Origin of the sequence: Hyphomicrobium sp. ghe19 (genome assembly GCF_902712875.1) — a bacterium.
Lineage (GTDB): Bacteria > Pseudomonadota > Alphaproteobacteria > Rhizobiales > Hyphomicrobiaceae > Hyphomicrobium_B.
This window is the reverse complement of record NZ_LR743509.1, coordinates 2,816,114-2,834,319: the sequence shown is the minus strand read 5'-3', so window position 1 is coordinate 2,834,319 and position 18,206 is coordinate 2,816,114. Positions and strand designations below refer to the sequence as shown.

The following is an 18,206-nucleotide window of genomic DNA, read 5'->3' as shown; positions in this document are numbered from 1 at the left end:
AAATTCTGGTCGCGAAATCAAAGCGACTGCGCACTCCTGCAGAGCCAATCAGACACTCGCTAAGCCGCCTCGGCTTGAAGGTTAGGAGCTACGTAGCAATCGCATGGGGTTGAAATCCCGCAGAACGGAGAGACCCAGCTGCACTGGTCTCGTCACTTTGAAAACGACCATCACCACGGTCAGATATACAAACGTACAGCCGAATAAAGAGACGAAGAATCTTGTGATCGGGCTGACATCTCCAAGGAAGGCCTCCCGGACGACAAGTCCAAATGCGATAGTGATCAGTCCGGCAACGGTTTGGGGGCCGACCGCCGCTACAACATCATTGGTGCTAATCCCGGCTGGACGCCCAGCATAAACCAAAGCAGGCAAGAACAGGATATAGGCTGCAATTGCGCCGGCAACCGTCACTCCGATGAGTCCAAAGGGAAGGCCGCCAGCCACTGCCAAAACTTGGAAAATGGCGTTGAAAAATCCCCATCGCATCCATCGATCGGAGCGCCCCGTTGGGACGTGAAGCCACCCGAGTGTCCGTTCAACCGCCTGTGCAATGCCTCTGACAGAAAAGATGCAGAGCAGAGGTCCCGCTGCGGCCCATTTCTCTCCAAGCAGCATCACGATAAGGTCCGAACCGGTTACAGCGAGTAATGCAAAAGCCAGAGCAGATACAAAGCTGAGAGTCGACAACGCGACGCTCCAGGATCGCCGGAAGTCGTCCAAGTTGTTTTTGAGTTTGCTTAAGCTCGATACGGCGATGTTATGCAAAGGCGACACGAGCAGACTTAGAAGGTTCGTGTAGAAAAGATACGCGTTCTGATAGTAGCCGAGCGCACCCGGTCCGAGGAAATAGCCGATCGCGAGCCTATCTGCCGATTGCGCGATGCTATCGGTCATGGTGAAGCCGGCAACGCCCAAGCCAAATCGTACTGATTCTTTTGCTTCTTTCGAAAGTCGCGGACGTCCAGGCACCCACGGGCAGCTTATCCAGACGCCGACAAGGTTCAACAGAGGCGCCAAGACGTTCTTTGCCACGAGAGCCCAATAGCCCCATCCCGTCAGTGCCATGACGATGCCGAGAACGCTGCTGATCAGATTAGAGCAGATATCGACAACGGCGAGGCTGCGGAATTGCATCGCTCGCCGCAGCAAAGCCGAATGCTGCGTTGAGAAGCCGGCAGCAACGAATGTCAAGGATGCGGCAAGCGCGATGCCTCCGAGCGCCGGTTCACCATAAAAGCTTGCGATAAGTCCACTGGAGGCGGCAAAGACGGCCGTCAGCGCGACACCGATCGCGACGTTGAGCCAGAAAAGAGATGAAACCTCGGCCTCAGTAATGTGGGTCTTCTGACTTGTTGCTTCGGAGGTGCCCAAATCGACAAGCGACGGACCAAAGGCGATCAGCGCAAAAATCGTTGCTGTCAGACCCACGTCATTAGGACTGAGCAAGCGCGCCAGTACAATCATCGACACGACTTGCGAGACAACACCCACGCACTTCGCAGCAAGCACGATCACGCCGCTATGCAGAGATGCCCGGCCGAGCCCCGCAATGGGTTTGTTCTCCTGGAAATACTTATTCATGTCGCTGACGACGCCAATTGACAAGTCGCAGAGCAACGAGCATGCGGATTATGTCCTATTTGGAATGGTGTCCACCGTTGTGAACGCGCATCAATTGTAGTCAGCACATCACTGGAGCCTATTCAGCGGCGGCAGCAGCAGTATGGCGAAGCGAGGCGTCGATAATCCCGTCGGCCAATAGCTTTTTGATGTGACTGATGCGCTGGTATCGGGGCCCCTCGAACTCTTCCAGAGTGAGGCCCGAGGATCGGAACGCATCATAAACTTGTTGCGCGCCGGCTCGCGCGGTCCAGCGCGGCTTGAAGTCGGGCAGAGCGCGAGAGATCTTATCGAAGTTCACACGATAGCAGCGCTTGTCGGGACCGGCATCGGTAGCGTATTCGACGCGGCAATCGGGAACGACTTCGGCGACGATACTTGCGATCTCACTGATCCTGTAATTCTCGGACGTGCTGCCGACATTGAATGCCTGGTTGAAAATTTTCTCGGTCGGCGCCGCCAGCGCAGCGACAAAGGCCTGCGAAATATCTTCGATATGTACGATCGGGCGCCAGGGAGTGCCGTCGGATTTCAGATAGATCAGCCCTTTCGTCACTGCCCATGCGACGAGATTGTTGAGGACGATGTCGAAACGCATTCTTGGCGAAAGCCCGTATGCCGTGGCCGGGCGCAAGAACGTCGGGCTGAAATCGCCGCTGGCGAGTTTCGAGATATCGCGCTCCGACCAGACCTTCGATTCTCCATAGGCGGTAACGGGGTTGAGGGCGGCCGTCTCGTCGACGAAATTGTCGCCGGCCAATCCGTAATTGCTACATGAGGAGGCCATTACAAAGCGGCCGACGCCCGCGCTTTTCGCAACCTCGGCAATATGCACGCTTCCGCGATGATTGATTGCATATGTCGTTTCGCGGTTGAGATCGCTTAGCGGATCGTTGGAAAGCGCCGCGAGGTGAATGACAGCGTCGAACCCGGCGAGATCGCTGCGCTCGAGATCGCGAATATCCTTGCGGATCGTCGGAATGTCGACGATCTCGCCGCCGTGGGCGAATGTGCACCGTTCATAAAGATCGCTGTCGCAACCCGTAACACTGTGGCCGGCAGCAATGAGGGCCGGCGTCATGACTGTGCCGATATAGCCCCGATGGCCCGTCAAGAAGACTTTCATGCGATCACTCCAAGATCTCAGGCCCACCCCTGCAAGCGCCGCGCCACCCGACAAGTCGCCGCCACAATATTCTCGGCGATTTAATAATTCCCTATATGTTTGAGCGACATGGGCGAGAAAATTGTGAGCGGCTAATGGAAAAAATAATGGTGGCTTCCGATCATCATTGATGGCCGATTTGCACTAGCCCCCCCCGACGTCCGGCAGGTGAACGGAAAGCCGTCATATAATTTGACGTGTTCTGTCTATCCGGGTGCAGATGCAAAACAGCATCATCGAGTGGAATAAAATATCCGCGATAAGTGCAAATAACCATTCAGAAAACTTCGCGTATCAAATTAGTGCAACCAACTGTAATCTCGCGTCCAATAAATTCAACGAGCCTTTTTCATCATGGACAGCTCGCGACGTTACCTGCTCATTTCCCCATGTCGGGATGAGGCGAAGTACCTTCGGCGGACGCTTGAGAGCGTGTCAGCCCAATCAATCCCTCCCGCACTATGGGTTGTGGTGGATGACGGATCGACCGATGAAACGCCAGCCATCTTGGAGGAGTACGAACGTAGGCTGCCCTATCTGAAGGTCGTGCGGCGCGTTGACCGCGGCCGCCGGCAGGTTGGGCCAGGCGTAGTCGACGCTTTCTACGCTGGGCTCGAAGCGGTGCGTCTCGAAGATTTTGATTATCTGTGCAAGCTCGACATGGATCTGGACTTGCCGGTCCAGTATTTCGAACTGCTCATGCAGCGCATGGAGAGCGACCCGCGAATCGGTACGACGTCGGGAAAACCTTGGTACGTTCATCCTCAGAGCGGTGCACTGGTGCCGGAGATCTGTGGCGACGAGATGTCGGTCGGGATGTCGAAGTTTTACCGCGTCTCGTGTTTCAAGGAGATCGGCGGGTTCGTGCGGCAGGTAATGTGGGACGGCATCGACTGCCACCGCGCTCGCATGCTCGGTTGGATTGCTGAGAGCCGTGATTTGGAGGCGATCCGTTTCATCCACCTGCGGCCGATGGGTTCAAGCGAGAAAGGAATTTGGACGGGACGGCTTCGTCACGGCTTTGGCCAGTACTTTATGGGCACTTCCCCGGTGTACTACCTGGCGGTCGCTGTTTATCGTTTGCCTGCGTATCCGATGCTTGTGGGCAGCGTGGCGATGCTTTGGGGCTATCTCAGAAGCGCGCTCAGACGACTCCCGCGCTACGACGATCACGAGTTCAGAAATTTTCTCCGCTCCTACCAGCATTCCTGCTTGCGACTGGGCAAGGCGAATGCAACGGCGCGCGTCAATGCCGAGCGGGGTTGGATCTGGCGCGCCAATCACGCTGATGTCGAGGATATGCAGAACGCTGGAAAGGCGCACCGGGTCGGGGGATGATGCCAGACGGCAGAACGCACTTTCTCGGAATTGATTTCGAGGGTGCATGCATTGATAGTGCGATCGATGAAATTCTGAAGGTCACTAAGGAGCCCTTTAGATTCATCGTGACCCCGAACGTGCACCACGTTGTTCAGCTGCACGAGGGAAACGGGTTAAAGCCCATATATGCTTCCGCTTGGCGAGTGTATTGCGACAGCCGGATACTCAGTCGCTTGGGCCGGATTTGTGGGGTGAAGCTCGACGTCATTACGGGGAGCGATCTGACTGCGGCCCTTGTTGCCCGCGCGTCCGAACAGCACCTGAAAGTTGCGATCATCGGACCGAGCGCAGCTGATTGTGACACGCTCGCCGAGCGATTTCCGGGGCTTAAAATCGCTTCTTTCACGCCGCCGATGGGTTTCAGTAAAGCCGAAGCGGAAGTGATGAAATGTATCGACTTCGTGCGGACAACTGGCGCCGACCTAGTGTTCCTGGCCGTTGGAATGCCGCAACAAGAAAAATTGGCTCAACGTCTCTATGAGTGCGGAGATGTGACCGGCGTCGGTCTTTGTATCGGCGCATCGATCGATTTTCTGACCCAGAAGCAGCGGCGTGCGCCGCAATGGGTTCAGCGACTTGGCCTGGAGTGGCTTCACCGCCTGCTGTCCGATCCGAAACGTCTCGCGCGTCGATATCTGATCGAATGTCCTCGAATCTTCCCGTTGCTAATCGCACACGTGATGGATGCCAGGGCTCGTTCGTGATCCAGGGTAAAGAGTCGTCGGCGCGGCGCTTATGGATTCGGGAAAGTTCGTCAGACGAACCCATCCACGCCCGACTGCAGGAATCGAAGTGCAGGAGATCCTAAATGCGAATGGCAATTTTCACGCCGAGCTTCGCTCCCGATTTTGAAATGTGTGCAGACCTGCACAGATCGGTTCTTCGCTACACGCCCGACACCGTCCACCATCATATAATTGTCCCGGACGCCGATCGCGAACAGTTCCGCGCCCTGGGCGGCCCGCGAACGCACATCCGCTCCGAGTCCGAATTCTTGCCCTCATCTTTCATTCGGATGCCCTTCACGAAGTACACGCTCAACCTTCGCCGTCCTTTCCCTCCCGTGCGCGGATGGATTTTGCAGCAGGTGATCAAGTTGGCGGCTGTCGCGGAATGCACCGATGATGTAGCCCTTCTCGTCGATTCAGATGTCGAGTTTATACGGCCATTTGAACCAGAAACATTCAGTCGCGATGGCACAGTCCGGTTCTATCGCGAGGAGGGCGGCGTAGACGAAAGGCTGCCGCGTCACATGATTTGGCATACGGTGGCGCGTTCACTCTTGGGACTGCCGCCGGCTGAGCCCCCATTTACAAATTACGTGTCCTCGCTGCTTGCCTGGAATCCGGTGTTCGTTCGACAAATGCTCTCCCGCATTTCTGAAAGAACAGGGCGGCCCTGGTTCTCGTCTGTTGCCGGACAGCTGCACTTTTCAGAATGGACCCTCTACGGAGTGTTCGTAGACGAAGTGATCGGCGCGCAAGCTAGGACGTTCGTATCCGACGATTCCCTGTGCCGCGCTTACTGGGAGCCCACTCCGCTCGATCAGGAGGGTGCGCGAGAATTCCTGAGCCGCGTCCAACCGACCGACGTTGCGGCGATGATATCGGCAAAATCGCGAACTCCAGAGGCGGTTCGAAATGCTGCCTTCGCCCCTTTGCGCGCATCATAGGTCACACCAATATGACCGCAGTTGAAGCACGCAGCCATCGGATGAAAATTTTCGTATGGCGGCACGGTCTCAAGGAAATTCTCGTGATGCGAAATGTGGGTGCTGTTTTTTTCGCACTACTCGCTGCGCTCACGCCGTCATCGGTCGGCGCACAGCTGCTGCCGCCGCAACGCGATACTCTGTGGAATCCAGGCATTCCTGGCGGGATTCCGGATCGTTCTACCATTTGCGCCAAAGTAGAGGCGTCCACATTCGGAAATGGATCAGCGGACGCGAGGGCCGGGATACAGGCAGAAATTGCTCGGTGTCCGGAGGGACAAGTTGTGCAGTTGTCAGCGGGAACCTTCAAAATCAGCTCGGGGCCGATCCGAGTTAACAAAGGCATCACGCTGCGTGGAGCAGGGCCGACGCAGACGGTTCTCGAGGCGCCGGACGGCAACAATCAAGCTGTTGTCGTAATTGGAGTGCGGTGGGTCAAACCCCTTAGATCGACGAACTTGACGACCGATGCGGTCAAAGAAACGTATTCGGTGACCGTCGAGTCTACCGTGGGTCTTTCCGTTGGTCAGATCGTATTGATCGACGCACTCACTGATCCGGCTCTGACATACTGGGCTGCCGACTGCGATGAGAATTGCAAGGGCTGGTTTTCTCGTACCGATCGGCCACTTACGCAGGTGATGGAAATTGCTGGCATCAACGACAAAACGCTAACATTCACCACGCCCTTTCACATTACGTTCGAAACGTCCCGCACCGCGCAGTTGACGACTTTTGAGGCGCCGGCCGTAAAAAATGCCGGTGTCGAGGATCTGAAGGTATTTGGCGGAGAAGGCGGCGACGGCGGGGGAAACTTCTTCATGGAGCTCGCTGCTTACAGCTGGCTGAAAAACGTGGAGTCACAACATTCAATAGGCGCGAGTGTTCATGTGTACAGGTCTTTTCGATGTGTGATCCGAGATTCCTATTTTCACGAAACGAAGGATCCCAATCCCGGCGGCGCGGGCTACGGCATCGACGTCAGCCTTGGGTCTTCCGACAATCTCGTCGAGAACAACATTTCCTGGTCGTTCAATAAAGTTTTCCTGATGCGCGCCGCGGGAGGTGGAAACGTTATTGCCTACAACTATTTGGAAGACGGGTTCGGAGCGGGGTACGCGACGATGCAAGAGAATGGTCTCAACGCATCGCATATGACGACTTCGCATCATGTGCTGTTCGAGGGCAACGAAGCGTTCAACCTTTCTTCAGATGGGCGCTGGGGCAATGCGATTTACATTACATACTTCCGAAATCACGCAACGACGCTCAGGCGAGACGTCTCCAAGCTCGGGTTCGCCCGGGACAAGGACAATCGCTATGGTGTTTGGGTAGCCGCTCACCACTATTGGTATTCGTTGATTGGCAACGTGATCGGATACGCGGGCATGAGCCCCAAACCATATTCGAGCTTCGTGTACGAGGACACCTATCCTTTCGGCGATCGGCATGCGGTGGCGATGTACACTTTGGGTGCGCCGGATAGCACCGGGGCGCCCGAAATAAAGACTTACGATCCGAAGGTAGTCACTACGACAATCCGTGACGGTAACTTTGACTACGCGACCAACACTGTGAAATGGGATCGTCCAGCCCAAGAAATTCCAAGCTCACTCTACCTGAAGAGCAAGCCAGCATTCTTCGGGAATTGCGCTTGGCCCTGGATCGATCCACTCGGCGATACGAAAATTAAAGTGCTTCCTGCGCGCGCACGTTTCGACGGCAATCCAAGCGCCTGCGGTGAAAAAGCGTCGCGGGCGGATTGAGCGGATCACACACGCGTCACTGCCCGCTGAGGGTGCCTCGAAACGGAAGGAGCACGTCTCCAATACCGGCCGGCGTCAGCGACAACGACCAAAAATGTGACCCACAAAGTGCCTTGTCCGCGCATCCATATGCTTTCAAGGAAATTCGAGAGGATAACGAAGAGTGCAAGAGTGAGCAGCAGCCATGCACGAAGTAAGTTGCGCTCCGCGACCCGCCCTATGGCGTGCAGCGTCGCAAATATGAAAGCTACAAGCAGCATCCATCCGACGTAGCCCAGCTCAAGCATTGTATCCAAATAGCCGCTGTGGCCCGACGGCATACCTTTGATCCAGCCTGGTGCTTCCAAAACGCTGGGCCCATTCGGCCCAACGAGCCAGAATGATTGATATCCCCATCCCAAGATGGGCTTCTTCGAAATCTCATACTGGACGAAATTCCAGATATATGCGCGTCCTGACAGATCATAGTTTCCGAGGGCGTACCAAGATATCCGGTTGAGAATGTTGCCGTATACTTTTGACATCACGTAATAGGTGAGGGGGATGGGCAGCAAAGTGAGCGCGGGCGAGGTGCGTATCAGCCTTCCAATAAACAGGACTGCCAACGCTAGCGTCGGGGAAATAATGGCCATGCCAAGAGAGCCCTTAGACTTGCTCTCGATTGCGAGGTAGACGGAAATAACGAGAACGATCAATCCGATCACGCGCCGTCGTCCGCGGTAAAACAGCTCGTGAAGTGACAACAAAAAAGCAACCGCAGCGCATTCTCCCAGCTCGCCCTTGAATGAAAAATATCCAGGATACCCGATGATCTCCGGGCCTTTCCAGGTGTCGTAGATGATTGGGGTCTGGGAGAGCACGATGGGAAGATTCAAGATCACCGCGCACGCGAAGCATCCGAAAATGCCAGGAATTACATCTGCATTCTTATCCGCCATAATGATCGGCAGAACGATGCACGTTACGATCATCGATTGAAGTACAAACCGCGTCAGCGTCAGCCCCGGATTGAAGGCCCACAGCACGCTTGTTCCGGCGTAGGCCAAGTATATCAGCAGAAGAATGATGTGAGGCGGAAGGTTCTTAAGTCGAGGCAAATTCTTGGCGACGTAATATACGGTAATTGCCGTGATCACCGGCCAGAAGATTTTATTCTCAATCCTCGGCCTCATGAGGGCCTCGACTGCGGCAGCGCCTGATAAGCCGATGGCATTGGTGGGGCTTGAAAGGAAACCGAGGAGAGGCTCTACTATTATGGCGTAAGCAAAGACCACGATTGGTATTATGGCAAACGCTTCGCTCTTGGATCGAGACCGATGGGATGGCACAAAACGCGTCGCGGCTTTTGACATTCGGTCTTTCTCTGAGGTGAGCGTATCGGCTCTCTCGTGCGCTTAACGTTGCGGGCACACAACGCCGTCAACAACAGGAGAGGATGGGTCCGAACCAGCCTGCAGGTGAGGTTGTGCTATAGCATTTCCAGTTATCTATGATCGACATTAACGTGAGCCTATCGTTACTGATGTCGGGTGAAATCGTTCATGCCGAACTGCATTGTTGATGCCACCAGTCGGTTGATGTCGCAATTCGCTACGACTTATCTAATCCCGACTGAAATGCAGAGGATACCCCCACTTGCACCGTCGATGCAGTGCTCCGGCCATCGAACACACCGCTGGAAGGTGTGTCGTCGAAGTACCGCTTGAGCGCGAGGAACCTTCGTTCGAAGAGATTGTAGCTGAGCATAGAAATCAGGATCGAGACACCTACGCCAATGACGACGCGAGCCACCATAGCGAGCGTGTGGTTGCCGAGCAGCGCGTCGAGTTTCTCGTCGACGGCTGCCTCATACAGGTACCATGACAAAAGGGCATGATAGACATAGAGGCCGTAGCTGTACTTTCCGAAGAATCCCAGTACCCGGCCTTGAAATATCCTTGCAATCACGTTGGACGGCGGCTTCAGGGCGACCAAAATCAAAGCCGCGAAAAAGAAGGCGTCGAGCGAATTGCGCAATTGATGCAGAACGCGCGACGTGGACGGGGCGAGCGAATACATTGCCACCACGACGACAAAAGCTGCTCCGAAGATGACCGCAGCAAGCCCGGCCTTCTCGACCCATGCTGACAAGACACCGGGTCGGCGGATGCGCAAAGCAATGAAGGCCCCCAAGCATAGCGTATCAATTCTGCAGGGGGTCAAAACAGAAATTGAGAGTTCACTGAGGCCGGCAAATGCGAGCGCTATTCGCAAGCCGAGTGCGAAGACGAGGGCGCCAAGGCAAATGCGCTCGAGGGTGAGCCGGGAAGAGAAAAATACAACCAAAGGCCAAAGCAGATAAAATTGCTCTTCTATGGCGAGCGACCAGAAGTGGCTGACGTAATTCAGCGAGACCCAGGACGACGTCGTCGCGATATAAAAGTTCGACGTATACGTCCACAACCAGATCTGATGCGTCCGCGCCGATTCCAAGAGCGGTGAAAGCGTCGCGAATTGAGGAAGGATCAAAAAAAGGCAAACAAGAACGAAGTAGTAGAGAGGGAATATGCGCAGGGTCCGGCGGGCATAAAAGTTGCGGAAGTAGTTGGGGCTACCTTTGGCCTCGATCAAGATCCCCGTAATCAGGAACCCGGACAAGACAAAAAATAGGTCGACGCCCATCCAACCGCGAGTGGCCACCTCGACGACAATTTTTTGCCAGTCAGTGACGGCGGGAGCTCCTCCCACGAAATGGGCAGCCATCACGAGGAGCACAGCAAAGCCGCGGATGCCGTCAAGTCCTGGCAAATGACCCATGAGTTCCTTGGGAGTTACGAATGGGGATCTCGCGCTATCCTCCCTCTTTCCTCCAGCATTGGATATGGCCGTCATGGATCATTCCCCGGGATCCGACGATAGAAGCGATCGAGCGCACTGGCCGCCTCGCGCCATGAATAGCGTTGGACCGCAAGCCGCCTGGCCGATTTGCCGATGTGCGCCGCTAAGGCGGAATCAGCCAGCAGCCGGTTCACCGAGTCCGCGAACGCCGCGGGGGTATCAGCTATGAGAATGTCCCGGCCGTCAACGGCCTCAATACCTTCGGCGCCCAACGTGGTGGACACTATTGCCTTCCCCATCGCCATGCCCTCGACGATCTTCAATCGTGTCCCGCCCCCGAGGCGCAGCGGCACGACTACCGCCGCAGCCTCAGCAAGATGGGGGCGAAGATCTGGCACGAATCCTGTGAACTCAATCTGCGGTCCGGCAAAGGCTCGCAGTGAAGGGTGCGGATTGCCGCCGATGACCTTTAAGCGTGAATTCGGATGTGCCGCGGCGATGCGTGGCCAGATATCCCGGAGGAAATAGGTGACGCCATCAATATTTGGGACGTATGAAAGAAGGCCGAAAAATACTACCGTACGACCATCGGGCGTGGGATCTCCTGGACTTGGCTGATAGTATTCGACATCTGCGGCGTTGGGGATCACGGCGGTGCGAATGCCCGGGACTTCATCGAGGAGCCGCCGCTCGTCATTTGTGCTGCAAAGATAGACACCGTCGGCGTCGGCGTAGGTCTGCAACTCTTCTCGCCGTAGTTTACGCCAATTCACTTCGGCATAGAGACGTCGCACCAAGCTGCCCGAGCACCTCGCATATTGTCGGGCGAGTTCATAGTCGATGTTATGGGAATCCACGAATATCAAAGGCTTTTTCCCCCCCGGCGGCGCTTGGCGCAAATTGCAATGACCCAGAAATGTGAACTCAAGGTTCACGATATCGAAGCGCGTTGTTCGCAAGACCCGGTCCAACGTATCCTGCAGTGCAGGAACGGTACCAATAAGACGCTCGAAGCTAAGTGGCGACGTCAGTGAACCTAGCTGCTTCAGCCGCTTTTTGACGCCATTCGCACTATTGGGGTTCGGCAGCAGATAAACCTTCCGGCAATAGGATTCCATTGCCTGCCGGCATTCATCGATATTGAAGCCATCGTCGACCAGGCTGACTGCCGTGACATCGTGATGTCGCGCCAATTCGGTCAACAGCCCGTGGATCCGAGCCTGGGCGCCAAAACGCGGAGGGCTGGCCGGCATCTGCGAGACATGGAGAATATTCAGTCGTTGTTCTGTCATCTTTAGAGCCGGCCACGGAGGTTCGGAGCACGCGACGTGCCATTTTGAAATTGGCAAGCCACTCACTCAAGAAATGGACCATCAAAAAAAATGGTGTCCCCTTTTGTATCGATGCCGGACGACAGCCAAAATGGGCCGATGGGCACATTCGTTTATTCAATGATATGGAAGTTAATCTACCGTGCCACGCAGGCGTCGTTAAATGTATGATCTGCAACGGAGAGGGATTGCACCAAAAAGGCGATCAATTGCTAGGTTGGCTCGTTACTTGCAATTGCCCAGTACTTGACCCATCCTGGCTCATTGATCGTGCAAGAACTTTCAGCGTAATGAGTGGAAAAACAACATTGGACTTATCGAACATCCGCGTCCCCGACAATGAGTATCCGTCTGGATTCGACGCGTCCTATCAAGCAAACAATGGATCACCGGTCAGGGTCTCGGACATTTTCTGGATCCTACGGAGATCGTGGCTTTTGCCGCTGATTGGATGTTTGGTCGGTTTGGCCGCTGGAATCACGTATGTCGTGATTGCCCCTGAAATCTATAAAAGTAGCGCGCGTATTCTGTTGGATCGGTCTGTTAATCGATACTTACAGACCAATAAAATCATCGACGAGCCGACGCTCGACGATATGGATCTCGGCGGCCAGATTTATGTGCTGTCGTCCGACAGTATTATTGTTCCGGTCGTCCGTTCTTTGGACTTGGCTCACGATCCAGAATTCGTTGGCCCACCACGCTCGGAAATTTCACCGGACTCGCCGAGCTTGTCCAGTTGTTTGGTCAACGCCGACATCGGATGTGCTGCTGAAAGCATCGGGGCCAGCTTCAGGAAGCTGAAAGAATCCATAAAGCAATCTCTTGGATTGAAATCGGGGACGTCTATCGACCTCGATACCGCGCTTGAAAGGACTGCTGTCGAGAAGCTTCTGACTCGACTGACTGTGGAGCGTGCGGATGTCCCGAACGTAATCAATGTAACCTACGCTTCGCCGGATCCTATGAAGGCGGCGAAAATCGCCAACGCCATCGCGGACACTTACATCGCCAATATTGAGCGGCGCAAAATCAACTCCGGTAAAATGGTGAGCCAGTTGCTGGAGAGCCGGCTGACGGACCTTAAACAACAATCTCTCAAAGCCGACAGAGAGCTGCAAGAGTTCAAAAAGACAAACAATCTGTTCAATGCGGTCCCGGACAACCAGCTGATCATGAGGCTGCGGTCTCAGTATGTCGACGTGGCAACCAAGGCCCGCGAGCTAGAGCATACATTAGGACCGGCGCATCTCGCGGTGATCAAGCTCCGTAAGCAGATGGACGACCTGGACAACGCTATTCGAAATGAGGAACTACGAATTGCTGCGGCGCCCGAGGAGAATTCGGTGTCCGACAGTGCGGCGGTGGACGCCATAGACACGGAGCAGGCCGGGGATTTGAGCGATCTCTCCGTTGCAGAATCTACAACGAACCGGAATGATGAGCTATCAGCTCGGGTGTCCAAATTGGACGGACAATTACAGATCAAGTATCGCGAGCTTGAGACAACTGCGCGTGCACTCCGTGCGCTGTACAATTCCGCTCTGCGCAAATTCAATGAGATGAATCAGAGTCGGCTTGAGAACGAGGACGCCCATATCATCACGAGGGCAGCCCCACCGTTGCACAAGAGCAGCAAATCGTTGCTCGTGCTCGGAGCAGGTATAGTTTTTGGCCTTTTTGCAGGCATGGGCACGGCGGTAGCGAGAGAATGGACGGCTGGCGTGTTCCGCAGGCCAGATCAAGTGAAGCGCGCTACTGGGCTTTATTGCGTCGTCTTGGAAACGATACGCAAACAAAAGTCCGCCAGTATCGCCGACTATGTCGTCGAGGCTCCGTACTCGCGATTTACGGAGCAATTTCGGCATGTCCGCGCATTGATCAAAGCTACACGGCGAAATAAAAAAGGCGGGTTGACGATTTGCGTCGTCTCTTCCGTTTCACAGGAAGGCAAGACAACTGTCGCGAATAACCTCGCGGATCTCATGAGCATGTCCGCGACGTCGCGACTGCTGATCATCGACTGCGATTTGCGTCGGCGGATGGTTACACGGGAGTTGGTGCCCGATGCCAACGAGGGATTGATCGAGGCTCTGGCCGATCCATCGCGGCTTTCGTCTCTAGTGGTCAGGCGCGAACGCTCCAAAGTGGATGTGCTACCGTGCGTTCTGTCCGAACCTATCGTCAATGCATCCGAGTTGCTCGGCTCTTCTCAGATGGAGAAGCTTCTCGAAGTGGCCCGCGAAGCCTATGATTTCATCGTGATTGAGGCTCCGCCGATAATGTCAGTTGTAGACGTCAAGATTATTGAGCGCTTCATTGATCAATTCGTTTTTGTCATCGAGTGGGGTGAGACCAAGCAGCGTCTTGTTGAGGAAGCTCTTTCGGAAGTGGAAGGCATCCGTGATCGCATCGTTTGCGCGATCCTCAACAAGGCCGATCCGGCGACCTTGCGCAGCATCGAAGCCTACAAAGGCAGGAGAGTGGGAGCCTACTATCTCGGGTGAGATGTAGAGGCTCCTTTCTTAACCATCGGGACATCGCTGATTGCATCAGCACATAGTCTGGCCAGGGCGTGTGGCTGAATTGCAGCATGTTCAACGGCCTTCAGCTATTCTTTGAGCAAATGCTCAGTGTGCGGCGTGGCCCATTTGGCTTTTCCATTATGCTTAACTCGAACGAATCGCATATGAGCACTTCCAACCACTAATCTGATCATTAGTTTTCCGACTTGAAGTTCCGTGGGGGAAGTCAATTGGGGAATGTGCTGGTCGCTCACACCGAGCGCACTGTCGTGCCCAACATGCGTATAACCGATAAGGTCATGCGCACCTTGTTTGGCGTGCAGAAGGCATTGTCTCCGGTCGCCGCGCGCTTGCCGCTGCTGGCGGCTTTTGTGCTGTCGGGATGCTCGCATTTCCCTGTAAACGGGCCCGAATATCGAGAAATCCATCGCGGAGCGACTACGGAAGTTTCTACACCGCGAGAGGTCGCCGCGTACGACTACGCTCTTGTAGATATCAGTCCGATTGTCATTGACGTATTAGAGAACATTGCACCCGATTCGCTATACCGGACCTTTGGCACGCAACGCGGCCCGGCGCCGGTAGTCAGAGTCGGCGTTGGTGACGTTCTCCAGGTATCGATCTTCGAATCATCGACAGGCGGCCTGTTTACCTCCGGGGAGAATGCCTCCCGTGCAGGCAACTACGTTACGCTTCCATCACAAGCGGTCGGCGGCAATGGCAACATCTCGGTTCCGTACGCCGGATCCGTCAAAGCAGCGGGGCGTACGGTGCCCGAAGTCCAGCGGGACATCGAAGCGAAACTCGCGAAGCGCGCGATAGAACCGCAAGTCATTGTCAATATCGTCGAACAGAACGCCGACTCAGTCACCGTGATTGGAGACGCGGGGGGCAATAAAATAAAGCTAATCGGCTCCGGCGAGCGGATTTTGGATATGATTTCCAAAGCCAACGGAGGGGGTGGAAGTGCCGCTCCCAGCGGAGGCAGATTCGCAGGTTACGACCTGTTGGTGACACTGCAGCGCAAAGGTCAGATCGCTAAAGTTCCGTTCACGAGGCTCATTACAAACCCGGCAGAGAACATCTTTGTCGCGGCAGGTGACGTGATTTATGTCACGCGCGAACCGAAGACCTATATCGGATTTGGTGCATTGGCATCCATTGGCAACGGCGTCGTGGAGGGCGGCAATTCATCGGCGGTGAGCGCTCAGTACGCGTTTGACCAAGAGCGGCTATCTCTAAATGAAGCGATAGCGAGAGCCGGAGGTCTTGCCGATGCGCGCGCTAATCCGGCGCAGGTCTTCCTGTACCGTCCGGAGCGCCGTGAGACACTCTCTAGAATGGGCGTCGACTTGAAGAAATTCGCACCCGACCAGAGGGTGATTCCGACGATCTACAGAGCCAATTTCCGCGATCCGTCCAGCTTCTTCCTCGGGCAGCGGTTCCAGATGCGCGATAAAGACCTCATCTACGCGGCCAATGCCGAGTCCACCGAAGTCACGAAGTTCCTCTTGTACGTGAATACTTGGACATCGACGGCCTCGGGCGCAATGGTCAGTGGCCGAACAGTCGCCGATATCGCTTCGGGCGCTCACGTCCTTACAAACAGCACGACCACCGTGGTCTCGCCGTAATACTGGCATCCAAAATGGAGCTCCAGGCGGCCTCGTTCGCCGGAGCCAACGATTGGCAACACTTGATACGAACCGGGTATGAATCCCGGCGCCTTGACCATAATTGCCAGGCCGACTTTACTTTTGTTGGCTGACCTCGCGTTATCCTAATGGGTCAGCGTCTTTGTAATCGCAGATTTAGTGAGGACGAGGCGGGGCAGGAGAGCGGTCGCCAAGAATGAGCCTCTGGCTCGACCAATCTGAAGCCTTTCTTCTCTCTTGAGGTTCCGCCCTGTGTGTGGCATCGCCGGAATTATCGGACGGCTGGACGAGAACAATCGCTCCGCACTGAAGCGCATGAGCGAGGCTCTTATCCACCGCGGCCCGGACGGCAGTGGAATCTGGACCGCCGAACCGGATGACCGCGGTTGGGGCGCGCTGTTGGCCCATCGCCGGCTTTCCATCCTCGACCTCTCGTCCGCTGGCGCCCAGCCTATGATCGACCCGGTGACCGGGCATGTCGTGGTCTTTAACGGCGAGATCTACAACTTTTCAGAATTGCGCGAGCGCTTGGTCGGCGAGGGACAAGAGTTCAAGTCCACAGGCGATACGGCGATTATGCTGCGTGCGCTCGCGCTGCATGGACCGTCTGCAGTGAGCTGGCTGCGCGGCATGTTCGCCTTCGCCTGCTGGGATCCGAAGCAGCGCAGACTGCTGCTGGCCAGGGATCCTCTGGGCATCAAGCCTCTGTATGTAGCGCGCGCGACGGACACAAACGCGGAATGGTCGATCGCCTTTGCTTCGGAACTCCGCGCGCTCCTCGCGTCCGGACTTTTGGGAACACCCCAACTCGATCCTCGGGCTGTCGCCAGTTGTGTCTGGAACGGCTTTGTGACCGGCTCCAATAGCGCCGTCAAAGATGTCGAGCTTATGTGGCCGGGCTCTCTGCTCGAGTTGGATGGTAGAGGCAATGAAGTCCGCCAGGAGACTTACTGGAGCATCCCCGAGCGGTCCCCCGATCAGACGATGGATGAAAGCGGCTTGGCAGCTGTCCTCGAGCATGGGCTCAAGCTCCACCTCGCCAGCGACGTGCCCGTCGCGGTTTTCTTATCGAGCGGTGTCGACTCTTCCGTGATAGCCAACATAGCGCAGCGCGCTGCGCAGACCCCGATCCACACTTTCACGATGGCGTTCGAGGAACAGGAACTCAATGAGGGGCCAATCGCGAGCCGGATTGCGGCCGCTATAGGAACCCAGCATCACGAGGTCGTGTTGACGGAGGGGCATTTCGTCGAGAAGCTCGACTCGGCGCTCGATAGTCTCGATCAGCCGACCTTCGATGGTTTGAACGCCTATTACATGTCGAAGGTCATACGCGACGCCGGGTTTACCGTGGCGTTGTCGGGCACGGGGGGCGACGAACTCTTTGGTGGCTACACCTCCTACCGCGATCTTCCGGTCCTCCAGCAATGGTCGCAGCGCATCAGCTGGGTGCCGCGCGAACTGCAAGCGGCAGCGGCTACACTCGCGACCTGGCCGCTGCGGCGGGCCGGAGGGGCGGTGCCGCCCCAGACCCGCTGGGCCAAGCTTCCAGAGATGGTTCGCCACGCCGATGATCTGCTCTCGCTTTACCAGCTCGCCTACGCGCTCTTCCTCCCCGGTTTTCAGCGTGAGCTCTTGGCGCCCGGATTTGCTGATGTGTTGGCCGACGGCCTGACACCAGAGATGCGCAGACGTCTCGACGCCGAGACTCGGGGCCGTACACCGCTCTCTGCGATCAGCGTCATGGAGCAGCGGCTCTTCCTGGGCGAACGGTTGCTTCGCGACAACGACGTGGCGAGTATGGCCGCCTCGCTGGAGCAGCGAGTGCCGCTAGTGGATCAGGTGCTCTTCGAGAGCGTAGACCGTCTGCCGGATCAGGTGCGCTACGCGCCGTTACGGCGCAAGGCAATGTTACGGCGCATTGGCTTGCGCGGCCTCGATCCGTCGCTCTTCGACCGGCCCAAGAGTGGATTCGTGCTGCCGTTCGATCGCTGGATCCGTCGTGGCCTCAAGGACGCTATGGACCAGACCATGCGGGATCCGCAGGCCATCGCTCCAGTCGGACTCGATCCTGCAGCGGTGGCGGGGCTCTGGCGCGCCTTCCTGGACGGGGCTCCGGGGATGTACTGGTCGCGAGTCTGGTCGATATACGTGCTCATCCGGTGGTGCCATCGCAACTGTGTCTTCCGATGAAGTAGATGTCCATCTCGATGCGCCGCTCGCAGAGGGTCCG

At 56.0% G+C, this 18,206-nt stretch carries 12 protein-coding genes; 7 read left to right on the top strand and 5 right to left on the bottom strand.

Going from position 1 to position 18,206, the window contains the following annotated elements; all coding sequences use genetic code 11:
- Nucleotides 1–81 precede the first annotated feature (81 nt).
- A complete protein-coding gene (locus AACL53_RS13585) occupies nucleotides 82–1,584 on the bottom strand; it encodes a lipopolysaccharide biosynthesis protein (protein WP_339085062.1) in 1,503 nt (500 codons plus the stop codon).
- Nucleotides 1,585–1,702: 118 nt separating this feature from the next.
- Complete coding sequence (locus AACL53_RS13580) at nucleotides 1,703–2,749, bottom strand: NAD(P)-dependent oxidoreductase (protein WP_339085060.1); 1,047 nt, start codon at nucleotides 2,747–2,749, stop codon at nucleotides 1,703–1,705.
- A gap of 393 nt (nucleotides 2,750–3,142) precedes the next feature.
- On the opposite strand from AACL53_RS13580, the gene AACL53_RS13575 reads away from it, so the two are divergent.
- The 4 genes from AACL53_RS13575 to AACL53_RS13560 all read left to right on the top strand — a co-directional run bounded on the left by AACL53_RS13575 (nucleotide 3,143) and on the right by AACL53_RS13560 (nucleotide 7,645).
- Nucleotides 3,143–4,126 (top strand): glycosyltransferase family A protein, encoded by a 984-nt coding sequence (locus AACL53_RS13575; protein WP_339085058.1) that lies wholly within the window; start codon nucleotides 3,143–3,145, stop codon nucleotides 4,124–4,126.
- The gene (locus tag AACL53_RS13570; RefSeq protein ID WP_339085057.1) at nucleotides 4,123–4,872 is read left to right on the top strand and encodes a WecB/TagA/CpsF family glycosyltransferase; all 750 of its coding nucleotides are present in this window, start codon (nucleotides 4,123–4,125) and stop codon (nucleotides 4,870–4,872) included. The genes AACL53_RS13575 and AACL53_RS13570 overlap by 4 nt, the downstream gene beginning before the upstream one ends.
- A gap of 104 nt (nucleotides 4,873–4,976) precedes the next feature.
- Nucleotides 4,977–5,840, top strand: coding sequence for a DUF6492 family protein (locus tag AACL53_RS13565; RefSeq protein ID WP_339085056.1), 864 nt, complete (start codon nucleotides 4,977–4,979; stop codon nucleotides 5,838–5,840).
- 323 nt (nucleotides 5,841–6,163) lie between these two features.
- The gene (locus AACL53_RS13560; protein ID WP_339085055.1) at nucleotides 6,164–7,645 is read left to right on the top strand and encodes a right-handed parallel beta-helix repeat-containing protein; all 1,482 of its coding nucleotides are present in this window, start codon (nucleotides 6,164–6,166) and stop codon (nucleotides 7,643–7,645) included.
- Between the two features lie 5 nt (nucleotides 7,646–7,650).
- Here the strand turns inward: AACL53_RS13560 and AACL53_RS13555 are convergent, their stop codons facing one another.
- The 3 genes from AACL53_RS13555 to AACL53_RS13545 form a co-directional block, all read right to left on the bottom strand.
- Nucleotides 7,651–8,817, bottom strand: a complete 1,167-nt coding sequence (locus AACL53_RS13555; protein ID WP_339085054.1) for an O-antigen ligase family protein — start codon at nucleotides 8,815–8,817, stop codon at nucleotides 7,651–7,653.
- Nucleotides 8,818–9,235: 418 nt separating this feature from the next.
- Entirely contained in the window at nucleotides 9,236–10,516 is a 1,281-nt protein-coding gene (locus AACL53_RS13550) for an acyltransferase (protein ID WP_339085053.1), read from the bottom strand.
- Nucleotides 10,513–11,754, bottom strand: a complete 1,242-nt coding sequence (locus AACL53_RS13545; RefSeq protein ID WP_339085052.1) for a glycosyltransferase family 4 protein — start codon at nucleotides 11,752–11,754, stop codon at nucleotides 10,513–10,515. The genes AACL53_RS13550 and AACL53_RS13545 overlap by 4 nt, the downstream gene beginning before the upstream one ends.
- A gap of 347 nt (nucleotides 11,755–12,101) precedes the next feature.
- On the opposite strand from AACL53_RS13545, the gene AACL53_RS13540 reads away from it, so the two are divergent.
- The 3 genes from AACL53_RS13540 (at nucleotide 12,102) to asnB (ending at nucleotide 18,166) form a co-directional block, all read left to right on the top strand.
- The gene (locus AACL53_RS13540; RefSeq protein WP_339085051.1) at nucleotides 12,102–14,300 is read left to right on the top strand and encodes an AAA family ATPase; all 2,199 of its coding nucleotides are present in this window, start codon (nucleotides 12,102–12,104) and stop codon (nucleotides 14,298–14,300) included.
- A gap of 257 nt (nucleotides 14,301–14,557) precedes the next feature.
- Complete coding sequence (locus AACL53_RS13535; RefSeq protein WP_339086940.1) at nucleotides 14,558–15,952, top strand: polysaccharide biosynthesis/export family protein; 1,395 nt, start codon at nucleotides 14,558–14,560, stop codon at nucleotides 15,950–15,952.
- A gap of 273 nt (nucleotides 15,953–16,225) precedes the next feature.
- Nucleotides 16,226–18,166, top strand: a complete 1,941-nt coding sequence (gene asnB / locus AACL53_RS13530) for an asparagine synthase (glutamine-hydrolyzing) (RefSeq protein WP_339085050.1) — start codon at nucleotides 16,226–16,228, stop codon at nucleotides 18,164–18,166.
- Nucleotides 18,167–18,206: the final 40 nt, after the last annotated feature.